Below are 19,887 nucleotides of genomic sequence, written 5' to 3'. Positions count from 1 at the left end.
AACTTAAGATTGGTAGACACTAAGCTTGATATTGAATCTGATAGCGACCCATGGGGATGGTTAAGGTGTCGTGGTCATGTTCGATCGAAGCGGTCCAGTCTTTTCCGTACTGGTCGTGAACGACAATGGCCTGGGCATCATCAGGTAATTCAACTTGTGCGGTGGTATTCATTGGCACGGTTACGTCAAGCATCTGGTGTGTTGGCTCGTGACGATAATGCAGGGTGATAAGTCCCTTGACTGATGGCGTCGTGAGATCTAAGTGCTTCAAATTGCCAGGGCGAACTTTGACTCTGAAGGTTGTAAATCCAGGCGCGAGCGGCACGATGCCAAAGACCCCTTGAACAATCGTTAAGCCGGGAGTGGCGCCCCACGGATGGGATAAGGTGAGATTTGGCTTGTACGCATTACTCCAAGCTTCCGGGGCAATGGTTGCTTTTAAGCTGTCTAAAATCGCCGCAAATGACTTATGATCCTTGTGGTTGTCAGGGTCGGTCAACAGCGTGATGGCGTCGGCTGCGTGACCGGCTTCAAAGAGTCCTTTGAGCATGAAGTAGATAAAGTAGATACTACCGACAAAATGACCATTATTGGCGACAAAATGACTTAACCGATCGGCCATATTCTGATCAGTATAAACGCCATAGCAAAGCGCGTAAGCAGACGCGTGATGTGATGTATGGCGATTGACAGATAGATCCGCGGTTAACGAATCGAAGAACCGGCCTGTTTGCGGGTCATATAATTTATCAATCAGATTCGTCTTAATGATTTCCGCTCGTTTTTGGTAACGGTCAGCGTCATCAGGATGATGAAGGACGCGCGCAATTTTGGCCATCGTCGCGTAAGCACCATGGAAAATCGCGTTAAATGGCGTATTGTAAGTACCTTCCACAAAGCCGTCACGTTCGGAAATCGGCCAGTCCACCAGCCCATCGTTGGTGACCAAGCCGACTGCAGCGTCAAAATTGTCGACACCTTGGCTGTTCTTCAGCGAACCAGTGAAACTTTGCGAAGCGCCGTCAAAACTTTCTGCGGACTTACCGCGATTTAGCTTGTACTGCAAGTCAGTGTAACGAGTCTGCAGTAAATCATCATCACCGGTATAGAGATAATCAAGCCAAGCCATTTCAATTGCGAACAGTTTGTAATCTTCGGGCCAGGTTGGATTGTCAATTAAATAATCCAGAGAATGCCTAGCCAGTGAGTAGTTTGAGGAGACACTATAACTCGTATTGGCATTGACAAGGAGATCGCCTTCATACGGCCGGCGTTCGCGTGCTTGTGAGTCGACAAAAACATCCTGATTCGTCGCCTTGATCGTATACTTCGACAACTCGTACTCACGATTTAACAACTCACTGTCACTATCAAACTGGCTCTCATTATCCGGAAATGCTTGTTGCAGGGCCCAACCATTAATGGCATCAAGCGGCAAATCACCTTCAAATCCTAACAGTTCAACATAGCGGAAGTTTTTCATTTGTAAAGTGGTGAATTGATTCTGTCCTTTTACAAGCGTCCAGTTTTCGATGTAATCAGGTCCGCACGCCATCTCATGCCGGACGTGGCCGTCTTCATTTAGTTGTTCACCCATCATCACGGTGACACGCTGATCGAAGGCACTGAACAGATTGACCTTTAGCCCGCCAATGATCTCTTTTCCCAAGTCCAACAGATAGTTTTGATCGGAAAAAGTGAGCACCCGTTTATTGCGATCATGCACTTCCACGCGTTCGGTATTTTCGCTTCGAAATGGCACCAGCACTTCATTGTCGGCAATCATTTGGTGAGGATTCTGCCATGCAAGCGGCCAATTATGATCGTCAAATGCGCTGCTGGTCCAGTTCTGAGGATAGTAACGCATGTCGATATTTTCACTGACCATACCGAAATATTGGGTTCTGATCTTAACGCCATAATCGCCAAAGGCACTGCTGCCATCTAATGCGCGCCAGGTGTTGTCAGTGGTCGTGGCAACTTCTTTCGTTCCGTCATGTTTATACAGGATCAGCTGGCACCAGAATGCCTGCCTATCTGAACTTGCAGTGGCCAAGGCTGCAACGGTATTCGCCCCGTCTTGCAAAAAATCGGTAGCTTCATAAACGTTATAGTAAATAGCTGTTTTTTCTGTTCCATGATCGTGTTCCTGTTGGCGAGCCGAGCCAACCCCCAGACAATGACCATTGAGATAAAGATCGAAACTTTGAGCAAAAACCGGTTCATTACCCCGGGCCACCGCAACAATGACGGCAGTATCAACCTCGCTCAGATTGATTTTGAGTTGAGGGCTGCGCAAAAAGACAACCTGACCGATGTGTGCCAGCTCTTGGGCCGTTTTGGGTTGAGGTTGGCGCCAGATGCCATGCTTAACCGGTAGCGACGGATCGGCACAGATCAGTTTGGCAGGCTGGGAGAAGTCACTGATATTTCCGGCGTTGTCTTTGATGCGCACTTGCCAATAATACAATTGACCAGCAACGAGTTGATCGGATAACTTTGCAGCCGTCACCGCGGTATTATTCGAACTCGTTACCCAACCACTATCGTACAAATATTTATGATCCTGACGATCCTGAAGGCGCTGAAAGACCGTAAGCTGATACGCGCTTTGCGATGCTCCGGTGCGATTGCTGTGGTTCCACCAGCTGAAATGCGGTTGCGTTTGGACGTTATAAGCAAAATGTTGCAAGTTAACGCGCAGATGATCCGGCGCGAGTAACGATGGTGTTATATTTGGCATGTCTAATTAGCTCCTTTTTAAGTAAAACGCTCTTTTTTTTAGCGTACTTTTTAAAAATTGAAAATGCAATATGGTATTTAAGCGTTTACTAAAAGTCGCTTTTAATATGAAGTTATGAAATGCGTGATATCAGTTATTGCTTAAAATCTTGCCTTTTCATAGATGGAGATTTGTCCCAAACTTGCTAGATTGATGTCCCTAAAAATCATTTTGCTAATAAAGATGCGTTAAAAGTACTACTGAATCGATCAGATGGACGTCACGAAATCCTGAATATACAAAGAAAAAGCGTCATCGTTTGCAAAACTGGTCTAGATATTATTTTTCATTTGCTGTAAATTTCACAAAAATCTACAACAGCATATACAACGATCAAGAACACAAATAGGTGATTCCGATTTGTATAATGGTATTGATAAGCGACGAGAACATGAAGAGGGTTAAAAGGCCAAAACTAATTCTGATTCTGTAGATATGTCCTTATTTTGGGACATATCATTAGCAATCGCGCTGATTTTACTAAAATAGTCAAATTTAGATAGCGATTTTACGAAAGTGGTGTTAACCTCATTTTTGTAAACGTTTACGAAAAGAACCGAATCACTATTTGTTGCTAATTAAATGGGAGGTTTTCATCGTGAAGAGAAAAGTCAGGTGGCGTAATGTTATTGGTTACGGTGCCGCAGATTTATTTGGTAATGGGGCCCTAACCGTTGCCTCCACATGGATGTTGTTTTTCTACACATCCTTTGGCGGATTATCTCCAGTGCTTGGAGGTACGATCCTTGCGATTGCACGTGTGGCTGATTCCTTTATTAGTCCTTTGATGGGTTACTTAACGGATCACTTCGGTGCAACTAAATTAGGACGGAAGTTTGGTCGCAGAAGATTCTTCCTGCTAATTTCCATTCCGCTGATGTTTATCTATGTCATTATCTGGATTTCACATATGGGCTTCTGGTTTTATCTTTTCACATACCTGCTCATGGAAGCTTTCACAGCGTTGGTTATGATTCCATACGAGACGCTGGCCGCTGAAATGACAGATGATTATGATATGAAGTCACGTTTATCCAGTTCGCGGATGCTTTGGTCAGCTTTAGCAACCTTCCTTGCTTCATGGCTGCCAGGTCGCGTCTTTGCCATTATGGGTAAAAATAATCCAAACGCATTCTTAACCATCGGGATCATTCTTGCTATCGTCTTCATTCTTGCCATTGGCTTGACGTACTTCTCAACCTTTGAACGTGAGACAGATGGAACGCCGGAAGAACGTAAAGCTATTATTGAAGAAAGCAGTCATAAAGGCGAAAATCCTTTAGTATCGCTTTGGAACATGATTAAGGATATGGGTTCGGTCTTCCGGATTAAATCCTTTGCACTTCACTTAGTTATTTATCTGAGTTCATTTACAGCACGTGATATTGTCGGGGCAACCTATGTGTTTTACATTGTCTATGCCATGCAGAGCAATCCGACTGAAGCTTCCAATATTTTGACGTTTGGTTCCATTATCGGGATCCCATGTAACTTGGTATGGCCAAAGATCATGAGCAAACTTGGACCTTCCAAGTTATTGCGGATTATGTATGCAATGATGTTCTTCACGGTTGCTTGCTACGCCGGTTTGTACTATGGCCAAGCAGCTGCGACTAGCTGGGGCATCATGACCTTATATGCACTTCAGGTAACTTGGGGCATTTCAAACTCCGGTACCGGCTATGTGCCATGGACTGTTTACACGTTCATTCCTGATGTGGACGAAATGGTCACCAAGCAACGGCGCGAAGGTATCTTTGCCGGTATTATGACCTTTGCTCGGAAGACAACTTCCGCGCTGGCACCATTTTTAACCGGGATTGTTTTATCAGCATTTGGATTCAATGAAGGCGCCAAGACGCAAAGTGCCGCTGCGATAAACGGTTTAATCATCTGGATGTTAGTTGGTACAACGTTAATGCTGTTACTCGCGTTTGTTACTTCCTACTTCTTTAAGTTGGATCGTGAAAATCACAAGATCCTTCGTGATGAAATCGATCGCTTGAAGGCAGGCGGCAAGATGGCGGATGTTGATCCCGCCGTCAAAGCAAAAGTTGAAGATCTGACTGGCTTTGGTTACGACCAACTCTGGGGGCACAATAATATTGTGTGACCAAGCGATCGCTCGACTTGGTAGACTAACCATGGTGACAACATCAAATAATGCTGCTAACGTCATTTCTCCAAAATAGCGTTTTTAAGTCATGTCGATAGTGACAACACTCCCATGTTTTCTTAGTTTCGACTGAATGACTTTCCCGTGATAAGCGGGTACCATTTTAAAGCCGAAAGTCAGTGCGCGTTCACTGACTTCGACTGAAATTAAAAAGTCCGGACTGTTTGTTGCAGCGCGGGCTTTTTACTGTGGCAAGTATTTTGGGTTGGCAGTCGGTCAGCTGGGTATAAGCTAATCTGCGTCATGTTTGTCTACAGTGGAAAATCAATCACTTTCCGGCGCTGTTTTCCCATGCAATTATTTGATATAATTTCAATGAATTAAATGGCGATGGTGTTCGCCTATACGTAAGTTGATGACACCTACCTTGTAATTAACGGGGTAGGTGTCTTTTTTTGGACACATGTACGGCAACGCGCGGATGAAGAAAGGAGCAATCTATGCAACAACGGGAACAAGTAAGGCTTAGTTGGGTGCTGGCAGTATTTGTCGGTGGTTTTTTCGGCGGGGTCATGCGATATGGCCTTAGTTCAGTCACGATGGACGGTCAAACCATGGTGGGTACGACAATTGTGAACTTATTGGGCAGTTTTCTGCTGGCGTTTACGACTTATGGGCTAGACATGAGATTTGACTTGCCAGAGTGGCTGTTGTTAGGCATTGGAACAGGGGTAATCGGTGGGTTTACGACCTTTTCGACGCTTATGCTGGACTTTGTTAATTTGGTGGCAACGCATGCGGTCTATGCGTTCGTGTTGCTAAGCTTAAATCTTATCGGCGGACTGCTGGCAGCAGCTGGCGGATTCTTTGTTGCAAAATGGCTACCACGAAAGGATAAAAGCTCATGGTAATTTTGGTCGGAATTGGTGCTGGTGTGGGAGCTGTTTGTCGGTATTTGCTGACGGTGTTAGGGCGGATGCTGTGGCCCGGAAAACCGGTTGCCACAATGATGATTAATGTGCTTGGGGCATTTTTGGCGGGATTTTTAGCTGGCTTGCCCGCGTTTTCTGCTTTTCGGGTGTTGTTGCTGACTGGATTTTGCGGTGGCTTTACAACTTTTTCAACGTTTATGGCAGACGCGTTTATTTTGATTCGTAATCGGCAGTGGCGCGTGTTTGTTGGGTATTTTTTGGGGAGTGTGTTGCTGGGGGTGGTGGCGATGGTAGCGGGGTTAAGGGTTTCATTACTTATATGAAACTATCAAAAAGGTTGTAAAATACTTTGCTTGACGAGTCATCTCAAGAAGCGCCGTATTGCATAGGCATAATACTCCTAATTCAAAAATATAATAAGTTTTGTACCAAGCTTTAGCAGATACAATATTGATGCTATTGGAGGAGTAAATATGTTTATATAACCGCTTCAAAGAACATGTCGTCAATGACAAGAAGAAAATGTACAAGCGCGGTAGTCAATGGGTTGTTGCTTCAGCGTTTGTCGTACTTTTTGGCAGGACAACTTTAGGCGTTGCCAATGTAACGCTTTCTAAAAATGGAAATGCAAGTCAAAAGGCACCTGTAGCCCTGCAAAGTCAGCAAAATGAATCGCGGGCATCAAAAGTAGCAACTCCTCAGTCAGTGCAGGGGCAACCGCAACAGGAAGAGCTGATAATACGGTAGCTAGCTCGGCAGCAGTGCAGAATACGGCCAAAGCGGGTTCAAGTTCAGCGGCTGCTACATAAGCTGCTGCAAGTGCGGGCAGCTCAGCATCTTCCAGCGCTTCGAGTTCGTCAGCCTCAAGTATAGGCAGTTCTGCTTCCTCAAGCGCGTCCAGCTCATCGGCCTCAAGTACAGGCAGTTCAGCATCTTCTAGTGCCTCAAGTTCATCAGCCTCAAGTGCAGGTGCCACAGCATCATCAAGCACTTCCGGCTCCTCAACTTCAAGTGCTGCCGTGGCACCACTAGGAACCACTCAGTCAACCAATCCACAACCTATGAGTCGGATGGTCCAGAAGAATGGCAAGCACGCTTATCCAGCTACAGGTGAAGGGCAAACGGGTCTTCTTTTAGCCGAAGCCGGTGCCGCTATCATCGCTGCTCTTGGGTTCGCTGGCGTTCGTAAAGCGCGTCATGCAAAGTAATTGATATTAGCCTGCTAAACATGTGGGATGATTAGCAGGCGAGACAATTATGATGAAAAAATGGCTTTTATACTCTCGCTTGTGAGAGTGCTATTGCAAGGTTTTGGTAGTTAGAGATAAGGGTAGACACATCGGAGAAATCGGCGCAGCATGAGCAGACCGAAAGCCGATATTATTTCAGGTTTATGGTCTTCAAAAAGGTGCTGGATTCTTTCATATAGGTCAGTCGTAAGGAAACCAGGAATCAACGGATCGTGGGGGTCTCGTTATTCCTTTCATCCAAATGTGAGGCAGACTGGCGATGAAAAAACACCTAGACAGAGGGTTCAATCGCTGTGGGAGTGGTTGCTCAGCGTCTAGTCGCCATTTAAAATATAAAAAAGGTCACAGCACTAAGTTTATCGATGGCCTTAAGTAGTCAGTTTGCATTTTTATTAGCGAGCTGGCTATTTTTTGGAAAAATAACGTCAAGAATGATGGAAGGCTCGCCCAAATTTATAGTGAAGAAGAAAGGTCAGAAAAATTGCTGGGTACTTTGCAGTATGATGATCGGATTATCTTAGGGAAGACAGTTGGTTTCTGGACACATAAAAAGCCGCCTCACCTGCAGATGAGACGGCTTTTGGTATAGTAACCATCAATCAAAATCTTGCATTTGTTTTTGGTTGGAGGCTACTGAGGTTTGTATAGAACAAGTCCTCCTGCAAGCGTGCTTGTTCTTCTTCGTGGGGATCGCGTGGTGCGGCGATCAAGTGCTCAACGCGTTTAAAAGTATGTTTGAACAATGACATTTAAAACATCTCCCCTTTGGTTGCTCCTGTTTACAACTCTATTGTAGTTCAACCGGTCAAAAATTCAATTGGTATAAGGGGTATGAAAACGAATTCATTTCAAAAAGTTTACGAAAATGTTTCATATGTCACATGGCTTCACAAACTATCATGTTTTAAACGCATGCTACTCGTAGGTTTTGCGGTCAAGAAGGTTACTTAGTGTCCGTCTGATTTTGGATTTTTTCCAGTTGTCGATATTGATCAGTCATCCAAGTGCGGTAGTTTTTTCCTTTAGGCAGTGTCTCGGTGACGTTCAGAACAGGTACCTTGTTTTCCTTGGCTAGCTTAATGAAACTATCGATGGTTTTTGAACTGGCTTGGCTATTGTTGACGAAGAAGGCGATTTTCTTTTCTTTGATGTCGGTTTCAATCGCATGGATATCTTTGGCGCTGTAATCAGTACCTTCTTCAGTTGCCTGGGCAAAATGACGGTTGTTGACTTTGTAGCCCAGATAATTGAGGGCATAGCCGAAGACGGGTTCGGACACATCGACTTTTTGACCATGAGCATTTTGCTTGAGCTTGGTAATTAAGGCATTGAGGGAGTTAAGCGAGGCGATGTATTTCTTGGCATTGGCTTTAAAAATCGCCTTTTTTGCCGGCTTTTCTTTGGCAAATTTGCTGGCTAACGCATTGGCAAGTTTAGGCATGGTGCGTGGATCATACCAGATGTGTTCATTATCGCCTTCATGTTTAGCCATCAGATCATCAGCAACGCGTAAATACTGTTTGGATTTGTTTTCCGACTTGATCAGCTTATCCATCCAGCCATCATAACCGATGCCGTTAGCGATGATTAAATCAGCTGTGGCCACTTGTTTGCCGACTTGGGTGGTTGGTTCATAGTCATGCGGATCAATGGCAGGATTGTCGATAATGGACGTGACTTGTACTTGCTTGCCGCCAACCGCTTTGGCAACTTCGCCATAAAAATCAACGGTTGCGACGACTTGGATCTTTTCATGATTTCCTGATGATTTGGTATTCGTATTGCATGCGGTAACAACTGTTGTTAGTAGTAGCAGACTGATGACTGTTAATAACCGTTTTAACATAACTGAATCTCCTCGTTTAACCGTAATGATGACGCGTTTAAGCGTAGCGTACTGGCGATATTGACGCAAGCTAAAAGATGCCATATTGATGACTAATCGTAGGAAACGCTAATCTGGCATAATATATCCATTTGTATAAGATTGAAAAATATTGAAAACATGATGCCGGTAGTTCTGGGACTATTTTTGATGGTCATGAAGTCATGGTGAACTTTTTATCCAAAAGCATCTGCAATCATATTTGTCATTTGCGGTGACTTGTTTGACGCTGTATCACGCCTGTGGTTGAATGAACTTAATGAAGAATGGTTGTGAACAGTTTGATCGAGGGGGAATTGTGTTGCGAAAATGGCTATTGATCACCGTAATCTGTTTGACAATGGTCGGGGCCACCGGTTGTCAGTCCAAGGCGTCTAAATCGTCACAGGATGCGGGGTCAACGATGATTAAAACAAATCACTATACCAAAAACGACCTGCAAAAGCGGTACACGCGCATTTCTGATATTGTCATGAAAACGATGACAAAAGTATCGTTGCAAAGTGATAGTAAGGAAATTAGCAAGACAGCCAAAAAAGGGCTTGGGCAATTGGATGATATTCGCCTCGAATTAGCAAACAATAAAACAGAGGACGGTTTAACCAAAGCCTTGACTGATTACAATAAGCTTGGCAGCGAGCTCTTAACCAGCGCAATAAATAATGATGCGAAAACTTATCAGGCTAACGGTCAAGGCTTCTTCAAACAGGCCGTGAGTGTCGGTGAAAAGTATTTTGGCGATCAAATTCCCCAATCAATTCGCAATTTTGCCAACAATCAACAAGCTGTCACAACTGAAAGTAGTAAATAGCGTCGAACTGCCAAAACGGTTTGACTAGTAAAAAAATTTCATCCTCATGTGCCGGTGATGCTTTTTGTAGAGCGGTCACGCTAATGAAGATGAAATTTTTTTGTGGTGGAAAAACTTCACGCTAAGATTAATAGAAGGAAGGTTTATCGCCTTGCGTATGCGGCTGGTCAACGCCAAGCGATTCACCGATGTGTTGATGCGGATGATTGATTAAGTTAACAACCAGATCAGCAATACTACTTCGGGAGACTTCTGTGCCTTTGAAGGGTTCCCCTTTTTGCGTGAGTTCATAACTTACAATGGCTTTATTGGATAGCCAAGCAGGGCGAATAATGGTGTAGGCTAAGTCGGAATTTTCGATGACTTTAGCCGCTGCAGCATAGGTTTCAAGGTAACCGCCGTCTAACATCTTATGGTTCCAGCGACCAAATGCACCTGGCACTTCATCGTAAATACCAAGTGTTGAAATCCAAATTAAGCGTTTGATGTGATTGGCATCCATCGCTTTGACGACCGACTTGGCTTGATCCTCAATCCCTGAGTTCCCTAAGTTGGCGTAAACAAGATCACTACCGCTCATTGCTTTTGTCAGTTTGTCCGTATCAGTGACATCACCGTCGTAAACCGTTTCTCGTTGGCGGTCAACATCAGTGATGCGCTTGGCATGGCGTAAAAACAAGTTGAGATGATGCTGAGTTTCTTTTAGCAAGCGGTGGCGCACCAAGGTCGCAATTTGGCCGTGTGCTCCTAGAATCATCACATTTGCCATACTCATCTTCCTTTCTTGTGCCGGCTCTAGTGTAACACTTCCGATTTAAAACGCCTGGGGCCACTTACACTCCGGTCTCTAACCGCGCCGGGTCGCGCTCACTAAAAAAAGTCCGCAATTTGCGGACTTTTCCTGACCAGACTGTTCGATGCTTTTGACTCGAACTTATGGTTTGTTGGGTCATCAATGCTAAACCATTGATGGATTTTTTCGGTACAGGGTGAGTGATACCGAAGTAAAGGGAAGTGTAACAAACCCTTGTGGTCAGACGAGTTTGATTACTTACTGCTTGTTGTTGCTTGATTTTGGATCTTTTCGAGTTGTTGGTATTGGCTCATCATCCATGTGCGATAGTTTTTGCCTTTAGGAAGTGTTTCGGTGACATTCAAAACTGGCACGTTATTTTGCTTGGCAAGTTTAACAAGGCGTGAAACTGTTTTAGATGTCGCTTGAATGTTGTTAACGAAAAAGGCGATTTTCTTTTCCTTGATGTCGGTTTCAATACCATGAATATCCTTGGCGCTGTAATCGGTACCTTCTTCGGTTGAGTTAGAAAAGTGGGCGTCGTTGATCTTGTAGCCTAGGTAATCTAAGGCATAACCGAAGACTGGTTCCGAGACGTCAACAAGTTGACCGTTTGCGTTTGATTTGAGTTTATTAACAAGTGCATTGAGGTCATCTAATGAAGCGATGTATTTCTTTGCGTTGGCTTTGAACTTGGCTTTATTGGCCGGGTCTTTTTTGGCAAATTTATCCGCCAGCGCATTTGCCAGTTTTGGCATTGTCCGCGGATCATACCAGATATGTTCGTTGTCGCCTTCCTTTTTGTTCATCAGATCATCGGCAACTCTTAAGTAGCTTTTCGATTTGTTTTCCGATTTAACGACTTTGTCCATCCAGCCGTCATAGCCGATGCCACTGGCAATGACGAAATCGGATGTTGCAACTGCTTTGCCGACTTTGGTGGTTGGCTCATAATCATGCGGATCAACAGCCGGATTGTTAATCACCGACTGCACCGCGACCTTATCACCGCCAACTGCTTTGGCAACCTCACCATAAAAATCGACGCTAGCCACTACCTGAATTTTATCGTTGCTAGCGCTGGATTGCTTTGCGGCACCATTATTGCCACACGCGACTGCAAAAACTGCTAAGAGTGCGACACTGATACCTGCAAGTAATCGCTTCATCATAAATACCCGCTTCCTTCCAAAACGTAATCATTACGATTTAAACTCTAAAGCAAAAAAACCGGCTTGACAAGTCTTTTTTTGAATTGGGTCAAAGAAGCGTTCGTCCTGAAAAAGTTATTGACAGTCAAAACAGCTGCATGATACGGTTAAATTCGTCATTAAGCGTAATGATTACGATTTAAAGGGAGAGGGAAATTTTGGAAAAAACGGATTTAGCAAGTGCGCGGCGCCGGATGAAGAGTCCCAACATTAAAACGCGCAAACGAGCATTAAAAATTCTACACGATACGAAGCGCAAGCAGCAAAAATCCAGATAAGCGTTCGTATACGCCTATTGTCGGTGTCGGAAAATAGGTTGGTTAATGAGATGGCTCGTCACATTTTATAGAAAGAGGAAGCTTATGGCCAAAAAGTCAAAAATTGCCAAGGCAAAACGGCAAGAGAAGTTAGTTCAACAATATGCAGCAAAACGCGCAGAACTGAAAGCAAAAGGCGATTATATCGGACTCAGCAAGTTGCCACGTGACTCCAGCCCAGTACGATTACATCATCGCGACGCTTTAGATGGTCGTCCGCACGCGTATATGCGTAAATTTGGCATCTCGCGACTTAATTTTCGCGAGTTGGCACACAAAGGCCAGATTCCCGGTGTTCGTAAAGCCAGTTGGTAATACGTACGCAGAAAAAATAACAACCGGCCTTTTAAAAAGTTGCGACTGATTTGTAACTTAAATAACGGGAAGATAAACAAAGGCCTATGAGTAATTAATGAAATTACTCATAGGTCTTTTTATAGTCTCAAATAAGTTCCAATAACTGCATGCGATTACATTTTTGATTTATCGGGATTTATAACTATGACTTGAGACGGACACGATAAAGCGTTGGTGGCCAAAATGTACCGCGTATAAAAATTTTAAGTATGCCTTAAAAAACACTTGCCAGTCTCTCTTCTTTTCTGTAAGCTTAGGGTGAAAGCGAATTAGGTCACCCTAAAATTGGAGGTTCTTATGTTAACAGTCAAGAACCTGACCGTTGCCTACGCTGACACACCGGTGTTTGCTGATGTTGCCGTTCATTTTAACGCAGGTAAGATCACCGGGATCATTGGGCCTAACGGAGCAGGTAAATCGACCTTGATCAAAGCTATTCTAGGTTTGATCAAGGTTCAATCAGGGAAGGTCGACTTTTCCGGCCACACCCTCAAGGAAGTGCAACAAGCGATTGCTTATGTCGAGCAGCGCAAGGATTTGGATCTGACTTTTCCAATTAACGTGTTAGATCTTGTGCTGACTGGCACCTATGGACGTCTGGGGTTGTTGAAGAGCCCCGGTAAAAAAGAGCGTCAGGCGGCACTTGAAGCGCTGGAACAAGTCGGGTTGGCGGATTTCACCAAACGCCAGATCAGTCAGCTATCAGGCGGCCAGCTACAGCGCGTGTTTGTGGCGCGTGCCATTGTGCAGCAGGCTGACATCATGATCCTGGACGAGCCATTTGTCGGTATTGACATGAAGAGCGAGCAGGAAATCATGGCCATTTTGAATCAGTGGCGCGATGCCGGAAAAACACTGATTGTCGTTCATCACGATTTAAATAAAGTTTCAAATTATTTTGATGAACTTGTGGTGATGAACCACGGCATTATTGCTGAAGGACCGGTCGAAGAAGTGTATACGGCTCAAAATATCGAACGGGCATTTTCGGCCGATCTTTCCAACGTGCTGTTTGCAACCAAGGAAGGGGCGAGCGTATGAGTTCATTAGCTGAATTTTTCACCGCGTTAGGAAAATATGATTTCCTCCAAAGTGCGTTAATTACTGCCATCATGGTAGGGATCATGTCCGGTTTGATTGGTAGCTTCATTATTTTGCGCGGCATGTCGTTGATGGGGGATGCAATTTCCCATGCGGTGCTTCCGGGCGTTGCCGTTGCTTATATGCTGGGTGTCAACGTCATGATTGGGGCTTCGGTGTTTGGCATTATCGCCGCGCTGTTGATCGGTTTTGTTGCGGCAAATAGTAAGATCAAAACCGATACCTCCATCGGCGTGGTGTTCAGTGCGTTTTATGCGCTCGGATTCATTTTGATTTCGATGGCAGAAAGCGCTACGAACTTGCATCATATTCTGTTTGGTAATATTTTGGCGGTCAGCGATAGTGATATTATGACCACCGCGGTTGTGTTAGGGATTGTCATTTTATTCGTGGTGTTGTTCTATAAGGAATTGTTGATCACATCGTTTGATAATACCTTTGCTAAAACTTATGGGTTGAATACCACTGCGATTCATTACGCGTTGATGCTGGTTTTAACCTTGGTAACTGTTTCGGCCTTGCAGACGGTGGGGATCATTTTGGTCGTTGCTATGCTGATCACGCCTGCTGCCACTGCTTTCTTATGGACGGATCGGCTTGAAACCATGCTCGTGATGGCAGCAAGCGTCGGGGTCATTTCGTCTATCACCGGGTTGTATTTCAGCTTCACCTTTAACTGGGCATCCGGTCCGGCAATTGTGCTCGTAGCGGCGGTATTGTTCGCCATCTCGTTCGTCTTTTCACCAAAACAGGCATTCTTTAGTTTCAGTAAGCGTCAGCGGACCAAAACAGCCGCGACGACTCAAACCGCGGAGGAAGTTATTCGATGAAGAAGATTTTAATTACGGTGGGCGCCTTAATTGTGATGATTGGCGGTGTCTTTTGGTTCATCAACAGTCGGAGCACGGCTCAAAAAGATTCAGCAAGCACGAATCAAACGTTGCGGGTGGTCACAACCAATTCGATTTTGGAGGATATGGTTCAAAATGTCGGCGGCGAGCGGATCAAGCTGTACAGTATTGTTAAACGCGGCACGGATCCGCATGAGTATGAACCGCGCCCAACCGATGTGGCGGCAACCAGTGAAGCCGATGTTGTGTTTCATAATGGTTTGAACCTTGAAACCGGTGGGAATGGCTGGTTTAAGAAGTTGGTTAAGACGTCGCACAAGGAATTTGATAAGGATGTTTTCGCTGCAAGTAAAGGCGTGACCGCCCAACACTTAACAACGAACACCAAGGAACAGGATCCGCATGCTTGGCTAGACTTAGCTAACGGCATCCAGTATGTTAAGACGATTACCAAGGTGCTTAAACAAAAAGATGCCAAAAACGCTGCTTATTACCAGAAGAATAGCGATCGTTACGTTGCCAAGTTGCAAAAACTACATGAAACCGCGCTGTCACGCTTCCTCGATATTCCGGAAAAGCAACGCGTGTTAGTGACGTCAGAAGGGGCCTTTAAGTACTTTTCCAAGGCTTATCATGTGACCCCGGCATACATTTGGGAAATCAACACCGAATCTCAAGGAACACCAGAACAAATGCAGACGGTTCTAGCTAAGATTCGTGCATCCGAAGTGAAACATCTATTCGTGGAAACCTCGGTCTCACCGAAGTCCATGAATAAAGTGGCCAAAGAGACCGGGTTGTCGATTTACTCGAAGATTTTCACGGACTCGCTGGCGGCTAAGGGTACTCAAGGCGATACGTATTATACGATGATGAAATGGAACCTTGATAAGATTCACGATGGATTGGCAGGTTAGCTTTAAGGATCAGTATGAAAAAGAAACAAGGTATATCCTGATACACATTGAAGTGTAAAGGAATATACCTTGTTTTTTTCTCGAAAATGAGTCATTGACCGTGTTGCTTACCTCGGGCGACATGATCTGCGTGGGCGAGCATGGCATCAATGACCGCAATAATGTGGGGGTCATCGAGTTGATAATAATTAGCTTTGCCGACACGTTTTGCACTAACGAGTTGGTGCTTGCGTAAGAGCGCTAACTGGTGGGAGACAACGGATTGCTCAACGCCCAATAATTCACTAAGCTTGCTGACGTTGAGCACTTGTTGTTCGAGTAATTTCAGCATCTGCAATCGAGTCGGATTACTGAGCAGTTTGAAAATACGCTCAGCTTCGGCAAGCTTGGCCGATTCAACCAACCTTAGCGTCGTAGCAGTCATTAACGGGTTCCTCTTTTCCATTGATGAACGAATAACAATCAAAGTGATACAAATGACCTTAAAGCAAGACGTCTTTTCATTCAAGGCGCTTTGCTCTAAGGTCATTTTTCCGGAAAGATTTATTCCTCGTTTTCGCTGTGGCTCAAGCCGGTTTGCAGTGCTTCCCAGCCTTCACTGGCAACAAAATAAACTAAAATCAACGCTGCAACCGAATCGGCCCACCACCAATTAAATAGCCAAGTTAACAAGCTACCGATCAAAACAGTAGCCGCCATGTAGGCACAGGTGATATTGCACATGCCGTCTTCGATAAGTGCTGGAGAATTAAGCTTGTGACCAAGATGACGTTTTCTAAGTGTCAAAAATGGCATCACAATAATAGACGCGATGGCAATGCCGATACCGCTCATACTACTTTCAGCGGCTGCGTGCGTCACAAGATTGAAACCTGAAACCCCGATGACGTATAAGCTCAGCAGCAACAGCACACAGCCGACCACAAGACTTGAGCGTTGTTCTGCACGGGCGACCGCCGAAGCACTTGCACCGTTACTTTCTTTTTTCAGTCGCCAGATTAAAGTGGCACCGGAAATAATTTCCAGAAAACTATCCAGCCCAAACGCAATTAACAGAATTGACCCTGCTTGAAATCCTGACCAGAAGCCGATCAAAAATTCAAACGCCATCCAGCCAGTAGAAAAATATTCAACTCGAATGGCGGTTGTCATATCAGCGTTTTTGGCGATGACAAATGGTTTCATCTTGCTGCCTCACTCTTTATTTATTTGCTAACATATGATATTGCAAACATATGTTAATGTCAACATAAAATAAAGGTGAGGTAGCCAGACAATCAGCATCAAGTCTGCTTAAAGATCAATGCTGCGTGGCATGGTGATGCGTTTCATGGTCAGCTTGATACGCATTTACCAATCCCGAGATTGCATCAAGTGACATGATAATGCCCATCAGCCACATGGCAGCCATGTTATGCATGGTGGCAATTAATACCAGTAACACAACATTCAGTGCCAACATCAACCAGCCCATGGATTTTGACATCATTTTCATCTTCCTCCCTTCTTTTTACGAAGCACCTACTTTAGATTAATTCCAAATTACGTTTATGGCAACCCTAAAAAGTGCTAGAATTTGAAGCGAGGGGGGAACGATGATGAAAACCTATACCGACTATTTCTTTGATGAGCCGGCGTTTGACTTGCATGATGGCGGTTATGTGCCACTTGAAGTAAGCGATGCGCCAGCCAAACCCTTAAATGTGCCGCCGTTGCTAAAACCTGATAAAGAAACGGCAACCGATGTGTATTACACCGTCACGGCACAAGCAGGGGAGACACAGTTGCTTCCCGGCGCAAAGACAAAAACATGGGGTTATAATGCTAGCTTGCTTGGGCAAACGATTGTCTATCGCCGCGGCCAGCATGTTCATGTGACACTGAAAAACACCTTGCCTGAACTGACAACTTTCCATTGGCATGGCGCTAATGTAAGTGGCCCTTATGTGGATGGTGGGTGCCATGCGCCGGTTTATCCGGGCGAAAGTAAGCAAATTGATTTCACCTTGGATCAACCGGCGGCAACATTGTGGCTGCATGCCCACCCGTGTCCTTCAACTGCCGAACAGGTCTGGCATGGCTTGGCGGCAATGGTCATTGTTAAGGATCAGCATGAAGAAAGCTTGCCATTACCACGCAATTACGGAGTTGACGACATTCCGGTGATTTTGCAGGATCGCCGGTTTCATGAGCAGAATCAGTGGAATTATCGGGCTGATTATGATCCGGATGGCGTTGCTGGTCCGACCGCGATGATTAATGGCACCATTAATCCTTATTTCGATGTGACCACCCAGAAAGTTCGGTTACGGTTTTTAGATGGCGCTAATCGCCGGGAGTGGCGGCTGCATTTTTCCGATGATTTGCCGTTTACCCAAATCGGCGGTGATGGTTCGTTGTTGCCGGAACCGGTGGCCTTGACGCATTTGATGCTGACGTGTGCTGAACGGGCAGAAGTCATTGTCGATTTTGGTCAGTATCATGAAGGCGATGTGGTCACGCTTTACACCGATAATGTGCCTTTGTTGAAGTTTCGGATTCATACTTTCAAGCCGGATCACACGCAATTGCCGGACAAGCTCTTTACGGTGAAAGCACCTGCAGTTGATCCTGCTTTGCCAGTTCGCCATGTGGTGATGCAAGGAATGGATGAAAGTGTCGCGATTGACGGTAAAAAGTTTGCCATGCAGCGAATTGATGCGACTCAACCGATTGGCAAAGCTCAGTATTGGGATGTTACCAACAGTAATGCTGCGCCCGGGATGGTTCATCCGTTTCATGTGCACGGCACGCAATTTTTGATTTTGTCCCGTAACGGGCATGCGCCATATCCAAACGAGCACGGATTTAAGGATACGGTTGGTGTTAATCCGGGTGAAACAGTTCGGTTGTTAGTGCGCTTTGATTTGCCAGGGGTTTACATGTATCACTGTCATATTATTGAACATGAAGACGGTGGTATGATGGCGCAAATCGAAACGTTTGATCCGACAAAACCTAAACAGGAATACAAATTGATGGACATGGATACATTGATGACAGCCTTAGCGAAGGAACGTGGGGTCAAACCATCTGAATTATGGATGGGCGGTATGCAGTCGTATGAAAAAATGGGTATGAAAATGTGAGGCACCAAAAATCAAATAGAAATCGATGATGTTATGAATGGTACAACGATTAAACATCGCGGCGCTTTTGTCGCAACTTTGCTGACAGGAACGTTTTCGATGTCAATTTCGCAATCTTCTTTGAGTACGGCCTATCCGGCTTTTATGAAGGCATTTGGTTTGGGCGCGGATACGGTCGCGTGGCTGACGACGGGATTTATGCTGGTCATGACGCTGATGATTCCGGTGAGTCCGTGGCTGTTGCATAATGTCCCGTTTCAGCGGCTTTTTCAGGCAATTGAGCTGATTTTTGCAGTTGGGACGGCTTTATGTATCTGGGCGCCAAGCTTTGCGGTTTTGATGATTGGTCGGTTACTTGAGGCGGTTGCCGTCGGGATTATTTTCCCTAGTTTCCAGACAGTGCTGCTGACGATTACGCCGCACAGTGAACGCGGTAAAGTGATGGGAACAGCCGGCTTGGTAATGGGATCGGCGCTGGCGGTGGGCCCGATTATTTCAGGGGTCTTGTTGACGTGGTTTCCATGGCAAGCGTTATTCCTATTCTTCCTAATTGTTTCAGTGCTTGTACTGGCAGTTTCGACTGTCACGATTGCCTCGGTGATGCCGCTGGAACAGACCCGGTTAGACTGGGTTTCGTTTATCTTGTCGGCGAGCTTTCCGATTTTGCTATATGCCTTAAGTGCGTGGTCAAAACAAGGCCTGCGCGTTGGGGTGATTAGTTTGTTGATCGTCGGAGTCTTGGCAGGCGGTATCTTTGTGATTCGGCAGTTGAATCGCCAACCACCGATGCTGCAAATGCGGGTTTTTGCAACTGGCATGTTTACCAAGGCAGTCTTCTTAACCGGTATTTCTTACATCGGCTTGATTGTTACGACGATTCTGATGCCGTTGTATTTTCAAACCTTGCTAGGACTTTCGCCGTTAGTTTCCGGCCTGTCACTTGTGCCAGCAGCCGTCTTACTGAGTTTACTTAATCCGGTTAGTGGACGCTTGCTTGATCGCTTTGGTCCGCGGCTGGTCGCGATGATCGGGATGGTTCTGATCACAGGCGGTTTTGGTTTACTGGCGATTTTTGCTCGTCATCTGCCGTTGCTAGGTGCGATTGTGTTAGCGATGGCAACAGAAGCAGGGAATGCCTTTGTGATGATGCCTTCTGTGACGGCTGGCGCGAATGCCTTGCCAAATGAACTGGTGGCCGATGGAACCGCGGTTACCACAACGGCCCGACAGTTATTTGGCTCAGCCGGCGTGATGTTTGCGACAGTATTGTTGGACAACATGCAGGTGACGTTAAATAGCCACGCTGGCGGCTTTGCAGTTACCTTTGCTGTCTTTGCCGGCGTGGGCTTAGTTGGGCTATTGCTGGCCTTGACATTGCCAAAAGCGGTTGAACAAAAGCATTAAAAGAACGGGTCATTGGGTGAAAACGTCACAAC

The 19,887-nt window shown here is 45.4% G+C and carries 19 protein-coding genes, 1 pseudogene and 1 riboswitch; of the genes and pseudogenes, 13 read left to right on the top strand and 7 right to left on the bottom strand.

Translation table 11 applies throughout. The features are described 5' to 3' along the window. Positions 1-19: 19 nt before the first annotated feature. A complete protein-coding gene (locus EL173_RS12495; protein ID WP_005692163.1) occupies positions 20-2,743 on the bottom strand; it encodes a family 78 glycoside hydrolase catalytic domain in 2,724 nt (907 codons plus the stop codon). A 637-nt stretch (positions 2,744-3,380) separates the two neighbouring features. Between EL173_RS12495 and EL173_RS12490 the strand changes: the two genes are divergently transcribed. The 5 genes and pseudogenes from EL173_RS12490 to EL173_RS15425 all read left to right on the top strand — a co-directional run. Beyond that, complete coding sequence (locus EL173_RS12490; protein ID WP_014571586.1) at positions 3,381-4,895, top strand: MFS transporter; 1,515 nt, start codon at positions 3,381-3,383, stop codon at positions 4,893-4,895. A gap of 380 nt (positions 4,896-5,275) precedes the next feature. Then, a riboswitch (Fluoride riboswitch) is annotated at positions 5,276-5,330 on the top strand. Between the two features lie 68 nt (positions 5,331-5,398). Continuing rightward, positions 5,399-5,809, top strand: coding sequence for a fluoride efflux transporter FluC (locus EL173_RS12485; RefSeq protein ID WP_005692166.1), 411 nt, complete (start codon positions 5,399-5,401; stop codon positions 5,807-5,809). Continuing rightward, entirely contained in the window at positions 5,803-6,153 is a 351-nt protein-coding gene (locus EL173_RS12480) for a fluoride efflux transporter FluC (protein ID WP_005692168.1), read from the top strand. The genes EL173_RS12485 and EL173_RS12480 overlap by 7 nt, the downstream gene beginning before the upstream one ends. Positions 6,154-6,301: 148 nt before the next feature. After that, positions 6,302-6,577: a KxYKxGKxW signal peptide domain-containing protein gene (locus tag EL173_RS15430; RefSeq protein ID WP_370742813.1), complete on the top strand. Its 276-nt coding sequence runs from the start codon at positions 6,302-6,304 to the stop codon at positions 6,575-6,577. Beyond that, positions 6,505-7,038: pseudogene (locus tag EL173_RS15425) on the top strand (SEC10/PgrA surface exclusion domain-containing protein); the annotation flags it as partial. The gene EL173_RS15430 and the pseudogene EL173_RS15425, both read left to right, overlap by 73 nt. A 985-nt stretch (positions 7,039-8,023) precedes the next feature. Here EL173_RS15425 and EL173_RS12460 read toward each other — a convergent pair. Further along, on the bottom strand, positions 8,024-8,926 hold the full coding sequence (locus tag EL173_RS12460) for a metal ABC transporter solute-binding protein, Zn/Mn family (RefSeq protein WP_014571584.1): 903 nt from the start codon (positions 8,924-8,926) through the stop codon (positions 8,024-8,026). Positions 8,927-9,266: 340 nt separating this feature from the next. On the opposite strand from EL173_RS12460, the gene EL173_RS12455 reads away from it, so the two are divergent. Next, positions 9,267-9,776, top strand: coding sequence for a hypothetical protein (locus EL173_RS12455; RefSeq protein ID WP_005699231.1), 510 nt, complete (start codon positions 9,267-9,269; stop codon positions 9,774-9,776). Positions 9,777-9,903: 127 nt separating this feature from the next. On the opposite strand, the gene EL173_RS12450 is transcribed toward EL173_RS12455, so the two are convergent. Next, entirely contained in the window at positions 9,904-10,545 is a 642-nt protein-coding gene (locus EL173_RS12450; RefSeq protein WP_014570104.1) for an SDR family oxidoreductase, read from the bottom strand. Positions 10,546-10,823: 278 nt separating this feature from the next. Next, the gene (locus tag EL173_RS12445; RefSeq protein ID WP_005692181.1) at positions 10,824-11,741 is read right to left on the bottom strand and encodes a metal ABC transporter solute-binding protein, Zn/Mn family; all 918 of its coding nucleotides are present in this window, start codon (positions 11,739-11,741) and stop codon (positions 10,824-10,826) included. A 197-nt stretch (positions 11,742-11,938) separates the two neighbouring features. Here EL173_RS12445 and EL173_RS12440 point away from each other — a divergent pair, with 197 nt between their 5' ends. From EL173_RS12440 to EL173_RS12420, 5 genes are all read left to right on the top strand, one after another. Continuing rightward, the gene (locus EL173_RS12440) at positions 11,939-12,058 is read left to right on the top strand and encodes a putative metal homeostasis protein (RefSeq protein WP_005692182.1); all 120 of its coding nucleotides are present in this window, start codon (positions 11,939-11,941) and stop codon (positions 12,056-12,058) included. A gap of 84 nt (positions 12,059-12,142) precedes the next feature. After that, the gene (gene rpsN / locus EL173_RS12435; RefSeq protein ID WP_005686799.1) at positions 12,143-12,412 is read left to right on the top strand and encodes a 30S ribosomal protein S14; all 270 of its coding nucleotides are present in this window, start codon (positions 12,143-12,145) and stop codon (positions 12,410-12,412) included. A gap of 339 nt (positions 12,413-12,751) precedes the next feature. Beyond that, a complete protein-coding gene (locus EL173_RS12430; protein WP_005692186.1) occupies positions 12,752-13,495 on the top strand; it encodes a metal ABC transporter ATP-binding protein in 744 nt (247 codons plus the stop codon). After that, complete coding sequence (locus tag EL173_RS12425; protein WP_005686804.1) at positions 13,492-14,385, top strand: metal ABC transporter permease; 894 nt, start codon at positions 13,492-13,494, stop codon at positions 14,383-14,385. Before EL173_RS12430 ends, EL173_RS12425 begins: the two co-directional genes overlap by 4 nt. After that, complete coding sequence (locus EL173_RS12420; protein WP_005692188.1) at positions 14,382-15,323, top strand: metal ABC transporter solute-binding protein, Zn/Mn family; 942 nt, start codon at positions 14,382-14,384, stop codon at positions 15,321-15,323. Before EL173_RS12425 ends, EL173_RS12420 begins: the two co-directional genes overlap by 4 nt. Positions 15,324-15,414: 91 nt before the next feature. On the opposite strand, the gene EL173_RS12415 is transcribed toward EL173_RS12420, so the two are convergent. The 3 genes from EL173_RS12415 to EL173_RS12405 form a co-directional block, all read right to left on the bottom strand. After that, a complete protein-coding gene (locus tag EL173_RS12415; protein ID WP_005686809.1) occupies positions 15,415-15,747 on the bottom strand; it encodes an ArsR/SmtB family transcription factor in 333 nt (110 codons plus the stop codon). Positions 15,748-15,866: 119 nt separating this feature from the next. Continuing rightward, a complete protein-coding gene (locus EL173_RS12410; protein ID WP_005692192.1) occupies positions 15,867-16,508 on the bottom strand; it encodes a cation efflux transmembrane domain-containing protein in 642 nt (213 codons plus the stop codon). A 115-nt stretch (positions 16,509-16,623) separates the two neighbouring features. Continuing rightward, positions 16,624-16,818, bottom strand: a complete 195-nt coding sequence (locus EL173_RS12405) for a hypothetical protein (RefSeq protein ID WP_005692195.1) — start codon at positions 16,816-16,818, stop codon at positions 16,624-16,626. A 103-nt stretch (positions 16,819-16,921) separates the two neighbouring features. Between EL173_RS12405 and EL173_RS12400 the strand changes: the two genes are divergently transcribed. Together EL173_RS12400 and EL173_RS12395 are read left to right on the top strand one after the other, a co-directional pair. Beyond that, on the top strand, positions 16,922-18,451 hold the full coding sequence (locus EL173_RS12400) for a multicopper oxidase family protein (protein WP_014571582.1): 1,530 nt from the start codon (positions 16,922-16,924) through the stop codon (positions 18,449-18,451). A 33-nt stretch (positions 18,452-18,484) separates the two neighbouring features. Next, positions 18,485-19,855, top strand: a complete 1,371-nt coding sequence (locus EL173_RS12395; protein WP_005692199.1) for an MFS transporter — start codon at positions 18,485-18,487, stop codon at positions 19,853-19,855. Positions 19,856-19,887 lie beyond the last annotated feature (32 nt).

It is taken from the genome of Lacticaseibacillus rhamnosus (genome assembly GCF_900636965.1).
Classification (GTDB): domain Bacteria; phylum Bacillota; class Bacilli; order Lactobacillales; family Lactobacillaceae; genus Lacticaseibacillus; species Lacticaseibacillus rhamnosus.
This window is presented reverse-complemented; position numbering and strand designations above follow the sequence as displayed.

Bases quoted from the DNA above. Each gene is read 5' to 3' on its own strand.
- EL173_RS12445 (WP_005692181.1), bottom strand. From the start codon at position 11,741: ATGATGAAGCGATTACTTGCAGGTATCAGTGTCGCACTCTTAGCAGTT.
- EL173_RS12450 (WP_014570104.1), bottom strand. From the start codon at position 10,545: ATGGCAAATGTGATGATTCTAGGAGCACACGGCCAAATTGCGACCTTG.
- EL173_RS12430 (WP_005692186.1), top strand. From the start codon at position 12,752: ATGTTAACAGTCAAGAACCTGACCGTTGCCTACGCTGACACACCGGTG.
- EL173_RS12400 (WP_014571582.1), top strand. From the start codon at position 16,922: ATGAAAACCTATACCGACTATTTCTTTGATGAGCCGGCGTTTGACTTG.
- EL173_RS12495 (WP_005692163.1), bottom strand. From the start codon at position 2,743: ATGCCAAATATAACACCATCGTTACTCGCGCCGGATCATCTGCGCGTT.
- EL173_RS12405 (WP_005692195.1), bottom strand. From the start codon at position 16,818: ATGAAAATGATGTCAAAATCCATGGGCTGGTTGATGTTGGCACTGAAT.
- EL173_RS12425 (WP_005686804.1), top strand. From the start codon at position 13,492: ATGAGTTCATTAGCTGAATTTTTCACCGCGTTAGGAAAATATGATTTC.
- EL173_RS12410 (WP_005692192.1), bottom strand. From the start codon at position 16,508: ATGAAACCATTTGTCATCGCCAAAAACGCTGATATGACAACCGCCATT.
- EL173_RS12395 (WP_005692199.1), top strand. From the start codon at position 18,485: ATGAATGGTACAACGATTAAACATCGCGGCGCTTTTGTCGCAACTTTG.
- EL173_RS12415 (WP_005686809.1), bottom strand. From the start codon at position 15,747: ATGACTGCTACGACGCTAAGGTTGGTTGAATCGGCCAAGCTTGCCGAA.
- EL173_RS12420 (WP_005692188.1), top strand. From the start codon at position 14,382: ATGAAGAAGATTTTAATTACGGTGGGCGCCTTAATTGTGATGATTGGC.
- EL173_RS12480 (WP_005692168.1), top strand. From the start codon at position 5,803: ATGGTAATTTTGGTCGGAATTGGTGCTGGTGTGGGAGCTGTTTGTCGG.
- EL173_RS12485 (WP_005692166.1), top strand. From the start codon at position 5,399: ATGCAACAACGGGAACAAGTAAGGCTTAGTTGGGTGCTGGCAGTATTT.
- EL173_RS12460 (WP_014571584.1), bottom strand. From the start codon at position 8,926: ATGTTAAAACGGTTATTAACAGTCATCAGTCTGCTACTACTAACAACA.
- rpsN (WP_005686799.1), top strand. From the start codon at position 12,143: ATGGCCAAAAAGTCAAAAATTGCCAAGGCAAAACGGCAAGAGAAGTTA.